This is a genomic window from Pseudomonas sp. AC252 (genome assembly GCF_979258105.1).
Genome location: NZ_OZ409837.1, coordinates 4592688 through 4611790 on the forward strand (window position 1 = coordinate 4592688; position 19103 = coordinate 4611790).

General features: G+C 62.0%; 14 protein-coding genes. 13 read left to right on the plus strand and 1 reads right to left on the minus strand.

The features are described 5' to 3' along the window. The first annotated feature begins 24 nt into the window (after positions 1-24). From ACZZZ4_RS21120 to ACZZZ4_RS21165, 10 genes are all read left to right on the plus strand, one after another. Positions 25-270 (plus strand): 4Fe-4S dicluster domain-containing protein, encoded by a 246-nt coding sequence (locus ACZZZ4_RS21120; protein ID WP_003225615.1) that lies wholly within the window; start codon positions 25-27, stop codon positions 268-270. Between the two features lie 246 nt (positions 271-516). Next, positions 517-1920: an ABC transporter substrate-binding protein gene (locus ACZZZ4_RS21125; protein WP_463548674.1), complete on the plus strand. Its 1404-nt coding sequence runs from the start codon at positions 517-519 to the stop codon at positions 1918-1920. 51 nt (positions 1921-1971) lie between these two features. Next, entirely contained in the window at positions 1972-2754 is a 783-nt protein-coding gene (locus ACZZZ4_RS21130) for an ABC transporter permease (RefSeq protein ID WP_463548675.1), read from the plus strand. Beyond that, a complete protein-coding gene (locus ACZZZ4_RS21135; protein ID WP_415762683.1) occupies positions 2754-3602 on the plus strand; it encodes an ABC transporter ATP-binding protein in 849 nt (282 codons plus the stop codon). Before ACZZZ4_RS21130 ends, ACZZZ4_RS21135 begins: the two co-directional genes overlap by 1 nt. Next, the gene (locus ACZZZ4_RS21140; RefSeq protein ID WP_463548676.1) at positions 3599-4561 is read left to right on the plus strand and encodes a HEAT repeat domain-containing protein; all 963 of its coding nucleotides are present in this window, start codon (positions 3599-3601) and stop codon (positions 4559-4561) included. The genes ACZZZ4_RS21135 and ACZZZ4_RS21140 overlap by 4 nt, the downstream gene beginning before the upstream one ends. Continuing rightward, a complete protein-coding gene (locus ACZZZ4_RS21145) occupies positions 4558-4836 on the plus strand; it encodes a DUF971 domain-containing protein (protein WP_415762681.1) in 279 nt (92 codons plus the stop codon). Before ACZZZ4_RS21140 ends, ACZZZ4_RS21145 begins: the two co-directional genes overlap by 4 nt. 193 nt (positions 4837-5029) lie before the next feature. Continuing rightward, the gene (lexA, locus tag ACZZZ4_RS21150) at positions 5030-5647 is read left to right on the plus strand and encodes a transcriptional repressor LexA (protein ID WP_463548677.1); all 618 of its coding nucleotides are present in this window, start codon (positions 5030-5032) and stop codon (positions 5645-5647) included. Continuing rightward, positions 5647-6264, plus strand: a complete 618-nt coding sequence (imuA, locus tag ACZZZ4_RS21155) for a translesion DNA synthesis-associated protein ImuA (protein WP_463548678.1) — start codon at positions 5647-5649, stop codon at positions 6262-6264. Before lexA ends, imuA begins: the two co-directional genes overlap by 1 nt. A gap of 5 nt (positions 6265-6269) precedes the next feature. Then, the gene (locus tag ACZZZ4_RS21160; RefSeq protein ID WP_310405027.1) at positions 6270-7685 is read left to right on the plus strand and encodes a Y-family DNA polymerase; all 1416 of its coding nucleotides are present in this window, start codon (positions 6270-6272) and stop codon (positions 7683-7685) included. Continuing rightward, positions 7682-10759, plus strand: a complete 3078-nt coding sequence (locus ACZZZ4_RS21165) for an error-prone DNA polymerase (RefSeq protein WP_463548679.1) — start codon at positions 7682-7684, stop codon at positions 10757-10759. The genes ACZZZ4_RS21160 and ACZZZ4_RS21165 overlap by 4 nt, the downstream gene beginning before the upstream one ends. Positions 10760-11985: 1226 nt before the next feature. Here the strand turns inward: ACZZZ4_RS21165 and ACZZZ4_RS21170 are convergent. Continuing rightward, a complete protein-coding gene (locus tag ACZZZ4_RS21170) occupies positions 11986-12981 on the minus strand; it encodes an IS110 family RNA-guided transposase (RefSeq protein ID WP_310408833.1) in 996 nt (331 codons plus the stop codon). A gap of 512 nt (positions 12982-13493) precedes the next feature. On the opposite strand from ACZZZ4_RS21170, the gene ACZZZ4_RS21175 reads away from it, so the two are divergent. From ACZZZ4_RS21175 to ACZZZ4_RS21185, 3 genes are all read left to right on the plus strand, one after another. Next, the gene (locus ACZZZ4_RS21175; protein WP_415762676.1) at positions 13494-14183 is read left to right on the plus strand and encodes a GntR family transcriptional regulator; all 690 of its coding nucleotides are present in this window, start codon (positions 13494-13496) and stop codon (positions 14181-14183) included. A gap of 134 nt (positions 14184-14317) precedes the next feature. Continuing rightward, positions 14318-16429 (plus strand): ATP-binding protein, encoded by a 2112-nt coding sequence (locus ACZZZ4_RS21180; RefSeq protein ID WP_463548680.1) that lies wholly within the window; start codon positions 14318-14320, stop codon positions 16427-16429. A gap of 39 nt (positions 16430-16468) precedes the next feature. Beyond that, positions 16469-19102: an excinuclease ABC subunit UvrA gene (locus tag ACZZZ4_RS21185; protein ID WP_463548681.1), complete on the plus strand. Its 2634-nt coding sequence runs from the start codon at positions 16469-16471 to the stop codon at positions 19100-19102. Position 19103: the final 1 nt, after the last annotated feature.

Below are 19103 nucleotides of genomic sequence, written 5' to 3' on the forward strand. Positions count from 1 at the left end.
ATCATTTTTCAGAGAGTCCGAACCATGGCTTATCAAGCTCAGGAAATCTTCTTCCGCTCCAATGCCCCGGTCACCGTCGACGAGGACAAATGCATCGCGGAAAAGGGCTGCACGGTGTGCGTCGACGTCTGCCCGATGGACCTGCTGGCGATCAACCCGGCCACGCAAAAGGCCTACATGGCGTTCGATGAATGCTGGTACTGCATGCCGTGCGAGAAGGATTGCCCGACGGGGGCGGTGAAGGTCGACATCCCTTATCTCCTGCGTTGAAACCCGGTCGAAGGTGGGAGGGGGCTTGCTCCCGAAGAGGCCGGCATTGCTGGCATCACCCTTGACTGAAAAAACGCATTCGGGAGCAAGCCCCCTCCCACAAAGGTTTCTCACATTCAATGGTGTGGCAAGCCATTAGCTACCCGGAAACCCCGGACGCTCGATTCACCCAAACCCCTCGTTTCCCACCGCGCCCTGATCGCGGCGGAGACGAACTTCAAACCAATGATTCGAGGGGAAACACTCATGTTGCGTGCAGCACTTGCCGGTCTGCTACTGGCCTCATTCACCTTGTCGGCCTCGGCCGAAACCATCCGCATCGCCATCGGCACTCAGGACACCACCATCAACTGCGCCGCCGGTGGCCTGTTGATCCGTGAACTGGGTCTGCTGGAAAAATACCTGCCCCACGACGGCGTCTACAAAGACGCGAAGTACGATGTGCAGTGGAAGAACTTCACCAGTGGCGCGCCGCTGACCAACGAGATGGTCGCCGGCAAGCTCGACTTCGGCGCCATGGCCGATTTCCCCGGTGCGTTCAACGGTGTGGCGTTCGAAACGGCGGGCAAGCACAGCCTGTTCATCAGCGTGCTGTCGGGCAGCATCAAGGGCAGCGGTAACGGCATTGTCGTGCCGAGCGCCTCGGCCGTGCAGAGCTTGAGTGAGCTCAAGGGCAAGACCATCTCGGTGCCGTTCGCCTCCACCGCCCACGGCATGTTGCTGCGTGCTGTGGCAGAGCAGGGCTGGGATCCGCTCAAGGATGTCAACATCATCGCCCAGCCACCGGAAGTCGCCGGCTCGGCATTGCAGGCCGGCAAGATCGACGCCCACGCCGATTTCGTACCGTTCGCCGAGCTGTTCCCGAGCCGTGGTTTCGCCCGCAAGATCTACGACGGCGCTCAGGCCAACGCGCCGACTTTCCATGGCGCATTGGTCGATCAGGCCTACGCCAAAAAGTACCCGGAAATCGTCGTCGCCTACCTGCGCGCGAGCATCGAAGCCAACCAACTGCTCGCCGCCGAACCGGAGAAGTACAGCGAACTGATCGCCAAAGTCACCGGGGTCGATGCCGAGGTCAACTATCTGTTCCACGGCCCACTCGGGGTGCAGACTCGCGACCTGAGCTGGAAGCCTGAATACCGCCAGGCCGTTGGCACCGCTATCGATACCTTGAAGCTGCTGAAGAAAGCCGATCGTGGGCTCGACCTGAACAGCTTTATCGATGACCAATACATCCGCGCTGCCTTCAAGGCTTCGAACCTCGATTACACCGCGCAACTGGCCAACTACGCGCAAACGCCATTGCCGGGCGTGGATACGACGACGGGCAAAGCCATCACCGATGTCAGCCATGTCGCGGAAATCTGGGTGCGTGGCGAGGAAAAAATTCGCCGTTACGGCTCGGCTGAAGCGGCGTTCACCGCGCTGGCGGCGTTGAAGCAGGAGGGCAAGAACGTTCGGGCGGTGTATGCGCAGGCCACTGACAGCGGGATCAAGTTGCTCGCTGAACAGGCGTGGTTTGCCAGCGATGCCAAGGGCCGCCTCAGTGCATTTCTGCTCAAAGGCCAGGCCCAGCAATACGCTGCGGCGCAGGGTGGCAAGGTGTTCGATTTCAGCGATGCCACTGCCCAGGTCGTTGCCGTGCGCTAACCCCAAAAAACACTGCATTCCCCCTGTAGGATCTGGTTGAGAGGAATATTTGTGTATCGATCCTGTTTGCGCTGGATTCCGAGGACGAGCTCTCTGTTGCTCTGCCTACTCTTCTGGCAGCTCGCCGCCAGCCACCACTGGAACCTCGGCCTGGTCACCTTCGCCAACGTGCCAACTCCCTTGGCCGTCGTCGAAGCCGCTCTGGGCCTGGGCGACTCGGGAAAACTCTGGCAGCACTTGAGCAGCAGCCTCGGCCGCGTCTTCGCCGGCTATCTGGCGGCGTTGATCATCGGCATCGCCCTGGGCCTGGCCATCGGCCGGTCGAAATGGGCCGAAGACATTCTGCTCCCACCATTGGAAGTCCTGCGCCCGATCCCCGCCGTGGCGTGGATTCCGCTGGCGATCCTGATGTTTCCGTCCTCGGAATTGTCGATGGTCTTCATTACCTTCACCGGCGCGCTGTTCCCGATCCTGCTCAACACCGTGCACGGCGTCGAAGGCGTCGATCCACGCCTGATCGCTTCGGCGAAAAGCCTCGGGGCAGGGCGTCGGGCGATTCTCTTGGAAGTAATCCTGCCGGGCGCTGCACCGAGCATCATCACGGGCCTGGCGATCGGCATGGGCACTTCGTGGTTCTGTCTGGTGACGGCGGAAATGATCTCCGGGCAGTACGGCATCGGTTACTACACTTGGGAGTCCTACACCATTCAGAACTACGCCGACATTGTCGTCGGCATGCTCCTGATCGGCGTGTTGGGCATGGGCAGCAGTTGGCTGATCAAATGCCTGGGCGGCTTGTTCACGCCTTGGCATCGACCGCGAGGCAAAGCCTGATGAGCGTGATGCAAACCCCGGAAGGGCGGATCGACATCCGCCAATTGTCCATTGTCCTCGGCCAGGGCCGCGAGGCTTTCGAAGCGGTGCAGGGCCTCGATTGCCAGATCGAACCCGGCCAGTTCGTCTGTATTCTCGGCCCGTCCGGTTGTGGCAAGTCGACCTTGCTCGGCGCCCTGGCCGGACACTTGAGCGCCAACACCGGCAGCCTGAAAGTCGACGGCAACGAGGTGGCCGGCCCATCACCACAGCGCGGCATGGTGTTCCAGCATCACACGCTGTTCCCGTGGCGCACGGTGCGCGACAACGTCGCCTTCGGCCTGAAGATGCGTGGCGTCGGCAAGGCTGAGCGGCATCGTGAGGCTGATGAAATCCTCAAACTGGTCGGCCTTGAAGGCTTTGCCGAGCGCTGGCCAGATCAACTCTCCGGAGGCATGCAGCAGCGGGTGGAGATCGCCCGGGTGCTGGTCAATCGCCCGCGCCTGTTGCTGATGGACGAGCCGTTCGGCGCGCTGGATGCGCTGACCCGCTTGAACATGCAGGAATTGCTGCTGGACATCTGGACGCGCATCCGCACCACCGTGGTTTTCGTCACCCATGACATTGACGAGGCGCTGTTTCTCGCTGATCGCTTGCTGGTGATGAGCGCGCGACCGGGGCGGATCATTGAAGACCTGCGTCTGGATTTCCCTCGCCCGCGTACCAGCGAACTAGTGACCAGCCCGGAATTCGCTCGCCTCAAACGCCACTGCCTCGACCTGCTGCGCCACGACAACGACCGACCGCTGCCGCGCCTCAATCCGCTCGGCCTGCCTCCTGAAAACCCTTTGCCGCGATTTGCCTTATGACCTCTATTTTTGCTGTAACCGACAACGAAGACATCCTCGCCCTGCAACCGCGCCTGACGGCTGAAGACGCTGGCGTGCGGCGCATTGCCCTGATTGATCTGGCCGATCTGGAGGAGCCGGATGGCTTGCTCTGGCTGGTCGATCGGCTGCGGCAGGATCCCGCCGAGGACGTCCGCGCTGAAGCCGCGCGATTGCTCGAAGCGTGGGAGGACGAAGCGGTTGTGCAAGCCTTGTGCGAGGCGCTGACGGATCCGTCGCCCGCTGTGCAATCGGCGGCGGCGCAAAGCCTGAGCCTGCTCAAGACAGCAGCGGCGGGGCGGGTGATTCTGCCGTGGACCGTCCATGCCGATGTCAGTGTGCGCATCGCCGCCTTTCGGGCGTTACGCGAATTGCGCTTCGCCGAGGCCGCGCCGGCTGCCGTCGCAGCGTTGGAGGATGCTGATGCCAATGTCCGTCGCGAAGCGGTCGGTGTGCTCGGCTGGCTCAAACAGCTCGACGCGCTGCCAGCCCTGGCGCGCCTGGCCAGCGACGACCCGGACACCGAAGTGCGCCGCGCCGCCACCGGCGCGCTCGGTCTGGCCAGCGACGCCGAAGTGCTGCCGGCGTTGCGCCAGGCGTTGCGCGACCCAGCCTGGCAAGTGCGCGAAGAAGCTGCGACCACGCTGGGCAAGGTCGGTCACAGCGACGCCGGCCCGGCCTTGGTCGATGCGCTGAGCGATGATTACTGGCAGGTGCGCCTGCGCGCCACCCGCAGTCTCGGTCGCTTGCGCTTCGTCCCGGCCCTGGACGCGCTGATCGAAACCCTCGGCCACCGCATCAGCAACCTGCGCAAGGAAGCTGCGCTGGCCCTCGGTGAATTGAACGATCGCGGCGCCGTGGCCGCGTTGCAGGCGGCGCAGGACGACGGCGACCCGGAAGTGCGCAAAGCCGTACGCATCGCGTTGAGTCAGTTGCAATGAACCCGCTGTCGGTGGGCAACTCGCAAAGTGAGCGCACGTTACGCCTGAGTTGGCCGGACGGGCGTGAATCACTGCTCAAGCATGCCGATCTGCGCCAGCAATGCCCGTGCTCGCAATGCCGCGCGTTTCGCCTGCGCGGCGTCACGCCGCTGGTTGATGAGCGCGTGCGCCTGATCGAGGTCAACCCGCAGGGGTATGGCGTGCAACTGGTGTTCAGCGACGGGCATCAACGCGGGATTTACCCGTGGGCGTACCTGGCGCAACTGGCTTCCTGACCTTACCCGATGATCGTTCCCACGCTCCGCGTGGGAATGCAGCCCGTGACGCTCCGCGTCACTGGACGCGGAGCGTCCCTTGAGGCATTCCCACGCAGAGCGTGGGAACGATCAGATCGCAGCCTTCGGCAGCTGCCTGCGTCGGCTTGCGCCGACTGGCGGTTCTTGTCAGGAAATTCCTACAGGAGTACAAATGTACTCCATGACAAACCTGACTCCCCGCCGTACCGCCATTCTGACGTTTATCCGCGATCGCATCGCCGAGCACGGTCAGCCCCCAAGCCTCGCTGAAATCAGCGAGGCTTTTGGTTTTGCCTCGCGCAGCGTGGCGCGCAAGCATGTGCTGGCGCTCACCGAAGCCGGTTTCATCGAGGTCAACCCGCATCAGGCCCGGGGCATTCGCCTGGTTGGCCAGCCGCCGCGTCCGGAGCTGCTGGAAATCCCCGTACTCGGTCGCGTGGCCGCCGGCGCACCGATTGGCGCCGATGCCGACATCCATAACCGTTTGCTGCTCGATCCGGCGCTGTTCTCGCGTACCCCGGATTACATGCTGCGGGTACAGGGTGACTCGATGATCGAAGACGGCATTCTCGACGGCGATCTGGTCGGGGTGCGACGCAATCCCGAGGCGCTCAACGGCCAGATCGTCGTTGCGCGTCTGGACGGTGAAGTCACCATCAAACGCTTCGAACGGGTGGGTGAAGAGGTGCGCCTGCTGCCGCGCAACCCGGCGTACAAGCCGATTGTCGTGCGTGATGATCAGGATCTGGCCATCGAAGGTGTGTTCTGTGGTCTGGTGAGGCAAGGCTGATGGGCGCCGTCGTTGCACTGGATACGCTGTTCAATGGCGGCCAGGTCTGGCGCGGCCGGCCTGCGCCACCCTCGGCGAGCCCGCAGCCGACCGGGCATGCGGCATTGGACGCGGCCCTGCCCAGCGGCGGCTGGCCGGAAGCGGCGCTGAGCGAAATTCTCTTGGCCGGCCCCGGTGTCGGCGAGCTGCAGCTGGTCTGGCCAACCCTGGCGCGATTGTCCGCGGCGGGTGAGCGCATCGTGCTGGTGGCGCCGCCGTTCTTGCCGTACCCACAAGCGTGGGCCAATGCCGGAGTCGATTTGCGCCAGTTGTCTGTGATTCAGGCCAGCGAACGCGATGCCTTGTGGGCGGCGGAGCAGTGTTTGCGCTCGGGCAGTTGCGGCGCGGTGCTGTGCTGGCCGAACAAGGCCGATGACCGAGCCTTGCGGCGTTTGCAGGTGGCGGCGGAAACCGGCCAGACCCTGGCATTCGCCTGGCGCCCGTTAAGCGAGGCGGTCAACCCGTCACCGGCAGCGTTGCGCATAGCCATCGATGCCAGACCGGCGCAGCTACGCGTGCTCAAGTGCCGTGGCGGGCTGGCACGTGCGGCGCCGATTGCGTTTGCCGTGGGGCACTGATCGTCATGCGCTGGGTATGCATCCTGTTTCCGCAATTGGCCCTCGATGCCGTGCTGCGTCAGCGGCCCGACCCTGAGGAGCCGCTGGTCCTGCTTAGTGGCCCGGCCCAGCGCCGGGTGCTGCAAGCGGTGAATCCGGCGGCGCGCAAACTGGGCCTGCGCCCCGGCATGTCGATGACCGCCGCGCAAGCCATGAGCAAAGGCTTTGCCACCGCCGATTATGAGGTGGCCGAGGTTGCGCACTGGCAACAGTTTCTCGCCGCGTGGGCCTATCGTTTCAGCGCGCAAGTCAGCGTGCATTACCCGCGCACCGTGGTCTTCGAGATCGAATCGAGCCTGGGCCTGTTCGGTACCTGGCCGCAATTCGAAGCTCGCCTGCGCCAGGAGTTGAAAGACCTGGGCTTTCGTCACCGCATCGTCGCCGCGCCGAACCCGGTGGCCGCGCGAGTGCTGGCCAATGCCTACGATGGCTTGGTGGTGCCGGACGGCGAGGCCTTGCAGCATCATCTCGGGCAATTGCCGGTTGATCGTGTCGGGCTGGAGCCGAATGTCGCCACGGCATTGTCGCGCATGGGCCTGCGCAATCTCAGTCAGGTGCAAAGCCTGCCACGCCAGGCACTGGCCCGACGTTTCGAAGCACAAATGCTCAAACACCTCGACACCCTGTTCGGCGCACGCCCTCTGGCGCTGGCGTTCTATCTGCCGCCCGACCGATTCGATATCCGCATCGAACTGAATTACGACGTGCAGTCCCATCAGGCCTTGTTGTTCCCGTTACGGCGTCTGACCGGCGACCTGTCAGCGTTCCTTTGCGGGCGTGACAGCGGCGTGCAGCGTTTCGATTTGCTTCTGGAACACGCCGGGCTGCCGGATACGGTGATCAAGGTCGGCCTGCTCAGTGCCGAGCGTGATGCGGCGATGCTCTTTGAGTTGGCACGCGGGCGACTGGAACAAATCCAGGTCGAGGCGCCGGTGCGTGGTTTTCGCTTGCGCGCCGAAGACCTGCCGAGTTTCGTTCCGCAGTATCAGGAACTGTTCGACGACCGCCCGCAGCAAACCTTGCCCTGGGAGCAACTGCGCGAACGCCTGCGCGCACGGTTGGGTGATGACGCTGTGCAAGGGCTGCGCTTTCAGGCCGATCATCGCCCCGAATACGCGTGGCAGAACGCTGCCGATAAACAGCTTTGCAGCGGTTTGCCCAACGTCCAGCGGCCGGGCTGGCTGCTCAACGAACCACAAAGCGTGCCGGAAGGCTCGGCGCGGATTCTCATGGGGCCGGAGCGTATTGAATCCGGCTGGTGGGACGGCGGTGACGTGCGGCGTGATTATTACCTGATCCAGAACCGCGCCGGTCAGCAAGGCTGGGCCTGGCGCGCCGTGGGTGAGGGCGGTCCGTTGTGGCTGCAGGGCTGGTTCGCATGAGTGCCGATTACGCCGAACTGCATTGCCTGTCGAACTTCAGTTTCCAGCGCGGAGCCTCGAGCGCGCTGGAGCTGTTCCAACGGGCGAAAAAGCACGGCTATCAGGCGCTGGCGATCTCCGACGAATGTACCCTGGCCGGAATCGTCCGTGCCTGGCAAGCGGCGAAGTCCGTTGAGTTGCCGTTGATCATCGGCAGCGAGATACGCATCGACAACGGCCCGAAACTGGTGCTGCTGGTGGAAAACCTTGCTGGTTATCAGGCCTTGTGCGGCTTGATCACCCAGGCCCGGCGCCGAACACAGAAAGGCCAGTATCAAATCCTGCGTGAAGACTTCGCCGAAGCGCTGCCGGGTTTGCTGGTGTTGTGGGTGCCGGATTCAGTGGATGACCGGGAAGAGGGGCGCTGGCTGAAACAAACCTTCGGCGACCGCCTGTGGCTCACGGTGCAACTGCATCGCGGGCAGAACGATCAGCAGCGACTATCGGCATTGTTGGCTCTGGCGGCTGAGTTGCAGATTCCAGCCGTGGCCAGTGGCGATGTGCACATGCACGCCCGTGGGCGCCGTGCCTTGCAGGACACCATGACCGCGATCCGTCATCACGTCCCCGTGGCCGAAGCGGGTTTGCGCCTGCATCCCAACGGCGAGCGGCATTTGCGTTGCCTTGATGTGCTGCGCGAATTGTATCCGCCGGCCTTGCTCGAGGAATCGGTCAAACTGGCCCGACGTTGCACCTTCGATCTGAGCGAACTGCGCTATCAGTACCCGAAAGAGCTGGTACCTGCTGGTCACAGTGCCAGTTCCTGGTTGCGCCATCTGACCGAGGAGGGCATTGCCTGGCGCTGGCCGAAAGGGCCTCAGGCCAAGGTGCTCAAGCAGATCGATGACGAGCTGCAATTGATCGCCGAACTCGGCTACGAAAGCTACTTCCTCACCGTGCATGACGTGGTGCGCTTTGCCCGCACACAGAAAATCCTCTGTCAGGGCCGTGGTTCGGCAGCCAACTCGGCGGTGTGTTTTGCCTTGGGCATCACCGAGATCGACCCGGACCGCACCACGCTATTGTTCGAACGCTTCATGTCCAAGGAACGCAATGAGCCGCCGGACATCGATGTTGATTTCGAGCACGAGCGCCGCGAGGAAGTCCTGCAATACGTGTTCAACCGTTACGGCCGGCGGCGTGCGGCGTTGACGGCGGTGGTCAGCACCTATCACGCCACCGGCGCCGTGCGCGATGTGGCCAAGGCTCTCGGCCTGCCGCCGGATCAGATCAACGCGCTGGCCGACTGCTGCGGGCGCTGGAGTGATGAAACGCCGCCGCTGGAACGCTTGCGCGAAGGTGGCTTCGATCCGGACAGCCCGGTGCTGCGCCGGGTATTGAGCCTGACCGGGCAACTGATCGGCTTCCCCCGGCACCTGTCGCAGCATCCCGGCGGTTTTGTGATTTCCGAGCAGCCGCTGGACACCTTGGTGCCGGTCGAAAACGCGGCAATGGCCGACCGCACCATCATTCAGTGGGACAAGGACGATCTCGATGCGGTCGGCCTGCTCAAGGTGGATATTCTCGCCTTGGGCATGCTCAGTGCGATTCGCCGCTGCTTCGACCTGCTGCGCCGGCATCGTGATCTGAACCTGACACTCGCGACAATCCCGCCCGAAGACAAACCGACCTACGAAATGATCAGCCGCGCCGATACCGTCGGCGTGTTCCAGATCGAGTCGCGGGCGCAGATGTCGATGCTGCCGCGCCTGAAGCCAAAGACCTTCTACGATTTGGTCATCGAAGTGGCGATTGTCCGTCCCGGGCCGATTCAGGGCGGCATGGTTCATCCGTATCTGCGCCGACGTAATAACGAAGAGGCGGAAACCTATCCATCGCCGGCGCTCAAAGTCGTGCTGGAAAGAACCCTGGGCGTGCCGTTGTTCCAGGAACAGGTCATGCAGATCGCCATCGTCGCTGCCGACTATAGCCCCGGGGAGGCCGATCAGTTGCGCCGTTCCATGGCGGCGTGGAAACGCCATGGCGGACTGGAGCCGCACAAGGAACGTCTTGCCGCCGGCATGAAAAAGAATGGCTACACGCCGGAATTTGCCGCGCAGATCTTCGAGCAGATCAAGGGGTTCGGCAGTTACGGCTTCCCCGAATCCCATGCCGCCAGTTTTGCTTTGCTGACCTACGCCAGTTGCTGGCTCAAGTGCCACGAGCCGGCGGCGTTCGCCTGTGCGCTGATCAATAGTTGGCCGATGGGTTTCTACAGCCCTGACCAGATTCTGCAGGACGCGCGCCGGCACCAGTTACAGATCCGTCCGGTGGACGTGCGCGCCAGCGACTGGGATTGCAGCCTCGAACCGCTGAGTGCCGGGCAGCCGGCGATTCGCATGGGCCTGCGCATGATCAAGGGTTTTCGCGAAGAAGATGCGCGGCGCATCGAAGCCGCGCGCTGCCACGGAGCCTTTGCCGATGTCGCTGACCTGGGTGAGCGCGCCGCTCTCGACAGTCGTGCGCAGGCCCTGCTGGCTGACTCCGGCGCTTTGCGCGGTCTGGCCGGGCATCGCCATCGCGCGCGTTGGGAAGTGGCCGGGGTACAGAAACAACTCGGCCTGTTCGCCGGCCTGCCCAACGAGGAAGAAGTCAAAATCGTCCTGCCCAAACCCAGCGTTGGCGAAGACCTGCACGCTGATTACGCCACGGTGGGGACGACGCTGGGGCCACATCCATTGGCCTTGTTGCGTGGCGAGTTGCAGGCCCGGCGTTGCCGAAGCTCGCGCGAATTGATGGATATCGAACATGGCCGGCCGGTCAGCGTGGCCGGCCTGGTCACCGGCCGACAGCGCCCCGGTACGGCCAGCGGCGTGACGTTCGTGACCCTGGAAGACGAGTTCGGCAACGTCAACGTGGTGGTCTGGCGTGACCTCGCCGAGCGTCAGCGACAGGTGCTGGTGGGTTCGCAATTGCTCAAGGTCGACGGCCGCTGGGAACGCGAAGGCGATGTGCGGCACCTGATCGCCGGGCGCATGAGCGACCTGAGTCCACTGCTCAATGGCATTCACGTGCAGAGCCGGGATTTCCACTGATTCCATGTGAGAGTGAGTCTGCTCGCGCAAGCGGTGGGCCAGGCGATGACGATGTTGAATGTACCGACGCCTTCGCGAGCAAGCTCGCTCCCACAGGGATTTGGGTTGCGCTGAAGATCGTTGATTTACCCCAGATTATTGTAGGAGTGAGTCTGCTCGCGAAAGCGCAGTGTCAGGCGATGACGATGTTGAATGTACCGACGCCTTCGCGAGCAGGCTCGCTCCCACAGGGATTTTGGTTGCGATGAAGATGGTCGATCTGCCCCGTATCAGTGTGGCAGCGAGCCTGCTCGCGAAAGCGCAGTGTCAGGCAATGACGATGTTGACTGTGCCAGCGCCTTCGCGAGCAGGCTCGCTCCCACAGAGATTTTGGTTGCGATGAAGATGGTTGATCGGCCCCGGATCAGTGTAGGAGCGAGCTTGCTCGCGAAAGCGCAGTGTCAGGCAATGACGATGTTGAATGTGCCGCCGCCTTCGCGAGCAAGCTCGCTCCCACAGGGGGTTTGGTTGCGATGAAGATGGTTGATCGGCCCCGGATCAGTGTGGGAGCGAGCCTGCTCGCGAAAGCGCAGTGTCAGGCAATGACGATGTTGAATGTGCCGACGCCTTCGCGAGCAGGCTCGCTCCCACAGGGATTTGGGTTGCGCTGAAGATGTTGGCTTTGCCCCGGATCATTGTGGGAGCGAGCCTGCTCGCGAAAGCGCAGTGTCAGGCGATGACGATGTTGACTGTGCCGCCGCCTTCGCGAGCAAGCTCGCTCCCACAGGGGGTTTGGTTGCGATGAAGATGGTTGATCGGCCCCGGATCAGTGTGGGAGCGAGCCTGCTCGCGAAAGCGCAGTGTCAGGCAATGACGATGTTGAATGTACCGACGCCTTCGCGAGCAAGCTCGCTCCCACAGGGATTTGCGCTGAAGATCGTTGATTTACCCCGATCCATTGTGGGAGCGAGCCTGCTCGCGAAAGCGGTGGGCCAGGCGATGACGATGTTGAATGTGCCGACGCCTTCGCGAGCAAGCTCGCTCCCACAGGGATCTGGGTTGCGCTGAAGATGTTGGCTTTACCCCGGATCATTGTAGGAGTGAGTCTGCTCGCGAAAGCGGTGGGCCAGGCGATGGCGATGGTGAATGTACCGACGCCTTCGCGAGCAAGCTCGCTCCCACAGGGATTTGGGTTGCGCTGAAGATGTTGGCTTTGCCCCGGATCATTGTAGATACTCTGTTCACGGTCAAGCTTTTTGGACGTGTTTACCGCTAAAAAGCTTGGCCGTGTCGAAGTCTTCTCCGGCCTGCATGCAGGCCCATAGTCCGGTCAGGTATTTGCGCATGACTGCGACGATAGCTTGCATCTTCCTCTTTCCTCGGGCCACCAACGCTTCGTAAAACGCTTTCACGTTCGGGTCGCAACGTATGGCGGTCAGCGCAGGCATGTACATCGCTGAGCGCAAATAGGCATTGCCGCCCTTACTTATCCGGCCGGGTTTATCAATGCTGCTTCCTGATTGCGTGAGTCGGACATCGAGTCCGGCATGGCGGCTAACCTGCGCGGATTTAAGCGTCACCGGTAAGGTCGTCAGTTCAGCCAGCGCTGCAAATACTGAGATCTCACCCATGCCTGGAGCGGCAATCATGTGTCCAAACTGGGCGCTCAACATTGGGCAGTTGTCGATCAATGCCCGACCAGCGACACGGAAACGCTCGATTCGTTTGTCAAAGGCGTTGATGGCCTCTTCTTCATCCTCAATCAGCATCGGGAGTGTTGTTTGAGTAGCTTTTAGCGCATGCAGCTCGTTTTTGGCGCGGGTGCGGTGACCTGTCAAACGATTGATGTGGCGGCCGATAGCACGCAGCTCAAGCTGTATTGAAGTGGGCGGCGTCCACAACCTTGGGCTCATCCGTTCGCCGTATTCAGCTAATAATTGGGCATCGATTGCGTCCGTTTTGCTGTTTTTCAGCATCAGCTTTGCAAAGTTGTGAAAACTCTTCGGATTGATAACCGAGACTGGCAAACCCGCCGCAGCGAGCTCCATGGCCAAGTCCAGGTAGTAGATACCGGTGGCTTCCATCACCACAGATATCGGCTTGAGCTCAAGCAATTTGCCGACAGCAGCCTTGCGCCCCGCCGGCGTCTGGTCGATATTGCACTGACCTGCAAAGCGGCCGCCATTGCGCCAGCCCATCGCTGTAGTGCGAGATCCCACATCCAAACCGACGTGCATGTTCATGCTTTCAACTCCAAGAGAACTGAGTTAAAAATGCTTCCTGGTTCCCCTGACCTCGAACTTCATGCCACTGCAACCTTGTAATGCGAAGTCCGACTCGTCGGCTTCTCGATACTCTTCGTGGTGGGCAATGAGGCGGGGGGACCTCTCTACAGACAAGGTCAGGAGCAAGTCCTGCCTTAAGGAGCGATCGGTCTCCCCCAGAAACACATCTTCGTATGTCGCACCAGCGAGCTTAGATCTCATTCATGCTGGTGTCTGGGGAACATACAAGGAGCGAGCTTGCTCGCGAAAGCGGTGGTTCAGGCAATGCAGATGTTGAATGTACCGACGCCTTCGCGAGCAAGCTCGCTCCCACAGGTTTTGGCTGTTTATTCAAAATCGAGATAAATCAAAAGGCTGCACCTTTGGGCCGAAGGCAGATATTCTGCGCTTCACACGGGGACGGGAATCCGATCAATCTCCATGGCCAGCCATTGCCAGGATGAATTGCCCGACGCCGAAGGAGTGTTCGAATGACCGAAAAGAAACTGGAAACCACGGTCGACCGCGTCTACCAAGGGGTTTACGCGGCGATCAGCAAGCGTTCGTTGCGCCCCGGCATGAAGCTGGGCGAGGCCTCGCTGGCCGAGCTGTTCAATGTCAGCCGCACCTCGGTGCGGGCTGCGCTCAAGCAATTGGAGGCCGATGGCCTTGTGACGACCGAGCCTAACAAAGGCGCGTCGGTTTCTTTGCCCAGTGACGCAGAGCTGCGTTCGCTGTTCGAAACCCGGCGGCTGATCGAAATCGGCATCGTCACCGAACTGTGCCGACGCAAGGACACCGTTGCCCTGCAGGACCTGCGCGAGCACTTGCTGCTGGAAGACGCCGCCCATGCAGCCGGCGACCATGAACGGCTGATTCACTTGCTTGGCGAATTCCACCTCAAACTGGCGCGCAGCCTGAACAATCCGGTGCTGCTCGACTGGTTCCAGAAACTGATCTCGCGCGCCTCGCTTTATGCCGCCGCGCTCGACGACGACAGTCACCAGGCCTGCCGCGACGATGAACACCTGCGCCTGCTCGAGTACATCGAGGCCGGCAATCAGAGCGCCGCGATCGAGCTGACCTGCACGCACCTCAACGGAATCGAGAAAGCGATTCTTGACGTTGCTGCAAAAATGAAAACCGGCTATCACCCGCTCAAACACCTCATTGGCGTCTGAATCGGCTCGCGTTGGAAATCGCTATATCTCCAATGAAACCAATGTGCTTTCAGAGCCTCGAAACACACGGGCGTCGCGTCGTTGTAGCGTTGCGATAGATCGGAAAACCGCAAAAAAGGACACTGAGTCAGGCGATGCAGTTTTTATCCGAAAGCCACGGCTGTGAGGGCTGGAAAGGCGAAATGGCCGAACGCATTCGGGCGTTTGACTGGAGCCATACCGAACTGGGTCCGCTCGCCGACTGGCCGGCCAGCCTGTGCAACACCGTGCAACTGATGCTGGCTTCGCCGTTGCCCATGGTGATGCTGTGGGGCCACGCCGGCTACATGATCTACAACGACGCTTATTCCGAATTCGCCGGCGGCCGCCACCCCTATCTGCTTGGCGTCCCGGTTGAGCTGGGCTGGCCGGAAGTCGCCGAATTCAACCGTCACGTCGTCGACACCTGCCTGGCCGGTGGCACCTTGTCCTATCGCAACAAAGAGCTGGTATTGCTGCGCGACGGCGTCCCCGAAGATGTCTGGATGGATTTGTATTACAGCCCGGTGGCCAACGATGAAGGCGTGCCCGGCGGCGTCATGGCGATGGTCGTCGAGACCACCGAACTGGTGCATTCCGAGCGCCTGCGCCAGGCGGCGGAAGATGCTTATCGCGCCGACAACGAACGCGTGCGTCTGGCCTTGAATGCCGGCGCACTGCTGGGCTCGTTTGTCTGGGACATCAAGAACAATCGCTTCTCCGCTGACGAACGTTTCGCCCGCACCTTTTCCTATCCGTCGGATCAGGACCTGAGCGATCTGCAACAAGAGATCGCCGAATCGCGCATCCATCCCGAGGATCATCGATGGGTGCAGGAGCGGGTTGCCCATTGCGTGCGCACTGGCGAACCGTACAACGCCGAATACCGCGTGCAGCGTGGCGACGGCCAGTATCTGTGGGTCTTGGCCAGTGGTGCCTGCGAGTTCGATGAAGACGGCAAGCCGTTTCGTTTCCCCGGCGTGCTGATCGATATTCATGAGCGCAAGAACGCCGAAGAATCCCTGCTCAAATTCACCCGCAACCTCGAACAGCGCGTGGCCGCCGAAGTGGATGCGCGACTGGCTGCGGAAGAGCAATTGCGTCAATCGCAGAAACTCGAAGCCATCGGCGGCCTCACCGGCGGCGTCGCCCACGACTTCAACAATCTGCTGCAAGTGATCGCCGGCAACCTGCATCTGCTCGCTCGGCATGAGCCGAACAATGCCAACGTACAGCGCCGGGTCGGGGCTTCGCTGGCAGCGGTCGAGCGCGGTGCCAAACTGTCTTCGCAATTGCTCGCCTTTGCCCGGCGGCAACCGCTGTCACCGGCCGTGTGCAACCCCGAGCAGATTTTCGAAGGCGTCGGCGAACTGCTGCAACGCGCCCTGGGCGAAACCATTCAGATCGACGTGCAACTGCCGCCGCAGCCGTGGCATATCAACGTCGACCGTAACCAGTTGGAAAACGCGATTCTCAATCTGGCCATCAACGCCCGCGACGCGATGAAGGGCGAGGGCGTTATTGGCCTCAGCGCCGCCAACGTCTGCCTGGACAGCGAATACTGCGCCGGCAAGGGCATCGCGGCCGGTGAGTATGTTCGCGTGGCGGTCAGCGACACCGGCGTGGGCATTGCCCCACAAATGCTGGAACAGGTCTTCGAACCGTTTTTCACCACCAAGGCCGACGGGCAGGGCACCGGGCTGGGCTTGAGCATGGTCTTCGGCTTCGTCAAACAGAGTGGCGGCCACGTCGAGATCGACAGCAAGCTCGGCGAAGGCACGCGGGTGCAGTTGTATTTCCCGCGCAGCTTGCGCCCGGTCCGCGAAGAGAATGCGAGTGTCGGCGAACGCAAAGGCGGCGGCCACGAAACCATTCTGGTGGTCGAGGACAACGACGCAGTGCGCGCTTCGGCGGTGGAATTGCTGCGCGAAGAAGGCTATCGAGTCATGACCGCGTGCAATGGCGACGTCGCCATGCAGATGTTGCTGGAAGGCATCGAGATTGAGCTGATCTTCACCGATGTGGTCATGCCCGGCCTGATCAAGAGTTCGGATCTGGCCGCATGGGCCAAGGTGCAGACGCCGCCGGTGCCGGTACTGTTCACCTCCGGGCATACCCGCGACATCATTTCCCGCGACCACCAACTCAGCCCCGATACGCATCTGCTTGGCAAACCTTACAGCCCGCAAGCGTTGCTGCAGATGATTTGCGAGGTGCTCGGCACTTGAGGCCGAGCGCTGCCACTGTTTTCCAATCAAGGCAGGTCGATGACTTCCAAGCGCAATTCCAAAGCACCCGCCGGCATGGTCCGCGTGCGCGGCGCCCGCGAACATAACCTGAAAAACGTTGATGTCGATATTCCCCGCGATGCGCTGGTGGTGTTCACCGGCGTCTCGGGTTCGGGCAAGTCATCGCTGGCGTTTTCCACGCTGTATGCCGAGGCCCAGCGGCGTTATTTCGAATCGGTGGCGCCGTACGCGCGGCGGCTGATCGATCAGGTTGGCGTGCCGGATGTCGACTCCATTGAAGGACTGCCGCCCGCCGTCGCCCTGCAACAGCAGCGCGGCACGCCGAGCGCGCGTTCCTCGGTGGGCAGCGTGACGACGCTGTCGAGCCTGATCCGCATGCTGTATTCCCGTGCCGGCAGTTACCCGCCGGGACAGCCGATGCTGTATGCCGAGGACTTTTCACCGAACACACCGCAGGGTGCTTGCCCGGAGTGTCATGGATTGGGCCGCGTCTATGAAGTGACCGAAGCGCTGATGGTGCCGGACCCCAACCTGACCATCCGCCAGCGCGCCGTGGCCTCTTGGCCGTTGGCGTGGCAGGGGCAGAACCTGCGCGACATCCTCGTGACCATGGGTATCGACGTCGACATTGCGTGGAAGAAATTGCCGAAAAAGCAGCGCGACTGGATTCTCTTCACGGAAGAGACGCCGACGGTGCCGGTGTACGCCGGGCTGACCCCGGAAGAAACCCGCGTCGCCCTTAAACGCAAGATGGAACCGAGTTATCAGGGCACATTCACCGGCGCGCGGCGCTACATCCTGCACACCTTCACCCACTCGCAAAGTGCGCTGATGAAGAAGCGTGTTTCGCAATTCATGCGCGGCAGTCCGTGCCCATTGTGCGAGGGCAAGCGGCTCAAGCGCGAGGCGTTGTCGGTGACCTTTGCCGGCTACGACATTGGTGAGCTGTCGCAGATGCCATTGCTGCAAGTGGCCGAAGTGCTGCGGCCTGTAGCAGCGGCAAATTATCTGGAACAGGCCGAAGAGAACGGCGACACCCTCAGCCATGCGCAAACCCGCGAGGCCCGCCAGCAACGGGTCGCCCATGGCGCCAGCGGTCACGCCAGCGCGCCGGACGTGCGCCACACGCCGAACCTGTCGCTGGAGAAACGCTTGGCGGCGCAGCGCATCGCTGAGGATTTGCTGGAGCGGGTCAGCACCCTGACCGATCTCGGCCTGGGTTATCTGGCGCTGGAACGCAGTACGCCGACGTTGTCGTCGGGCGAGTTGCAGCGTTTGCGCCTGGCCACACAGTTGGGGTCGCAGCTGTTCGGCGTCATCTATGTGCTGGATGAACCGTCTGCCGGTCTGCACCCGGCGGATGGCGAGGCGCTGTTCGAGGCCTTGCAACGGTTGAAGGCTGACGGCAACACCTTGTTTGTGGTCGAGCACGATGTCGAGACCATGCGCCGTGCCGACTGGTTGATCGACGTCGGCCCGGCAGCGGGCGAGAAGGGCGGGCGCGTGTTGTACAGCGGTCCGCCTGCGGGACTCGCTGATGTTGCCGATTCGCAGACTCGCGCTTATCTGTTTGCCGAAAACCAGCGCCCTGAGCGCACCGCGCGCAAGCCGAGCGGGTGGCTGAAGCTGGACGGCGTGACGCGCAACAATCTGAATAATCTCAGCGCCGAATTTCCCTTGGGCTGCTTCACCTCGGTGACCGGTGTGTCTGGCTCTGGCAAGTCGAGTCTGGTCAGTCAGGCTTTGCTGGAACTGGTCGGCGCACAGTTGGGCCGTCCGGTGGCCGAGGCCGAGTCAGAAGAATCGAGCCTGGAAGATGACGCGCCGCCGCCCAGCACCGGCCAGATCAGCGCCGGCCTGGAGTCGATCAAGCGCCTGGTGCAGGTTGACCAGAAACCGATCGGCCGGACACCGCGTTCCAATCTGGCGACCTACACCGGATTGTTCGATAACGTGCGCAAGCTGTTCGCCGCGACTCCCGAAGCGCAAGCGGCAGGGTATGACGCCGGGCAATTTTCCTTCAACGTCGCCAAGGGCCGTTGCGCCACTTGCGAGGGCGAGGGCTTTGTCAGTGTGGAACTGCTGTTCATGCCCAGCGTGTATGCGCCATGTCCGACCTGCCACGGCGCGCGCTACAACCCACAGACATTGGCGATCCTCTGGCAGGGATTGAGCATTGCCCAGGTGCTGCAATTGACAGTCGATGAAGCGGTGACGGTGTTTGCCGAACAGGCAGGAATCCGCCGTTCGCTGGAAGTGCTGCGCGATATTGGTCTGGGTTATCTGCGCCTCGGGCAACCGGCCACGGAATTGTCCGGCGGTGAGGCGCAGCGGATCAAACTCGCCACCGAATTGCAGCGCAGTCAGCGTGGCGCGACCTTGTATGTGCTGGATGAGCCGACCACGGGATTGCACCCGAGGGATGTTGATCGGTTGCTGGAACAACTCGATACGCTGGTGACGGCGGGACACACGGTTATCGTGGTGGAGCACGAAATGCGTGTAGTGGCGCAGAGCGACTGGGTGATCGACATCGGCCCCGGCGCCGGTGATCAGGGCGGCAGAATTGTCGCCGCCGGCACACCGCAAAAAGTCGCCGCGAGCAAAAAGAGCAAGACCGCGCCATTTCTGGCTCGGGCTTTGAGCCGATAAC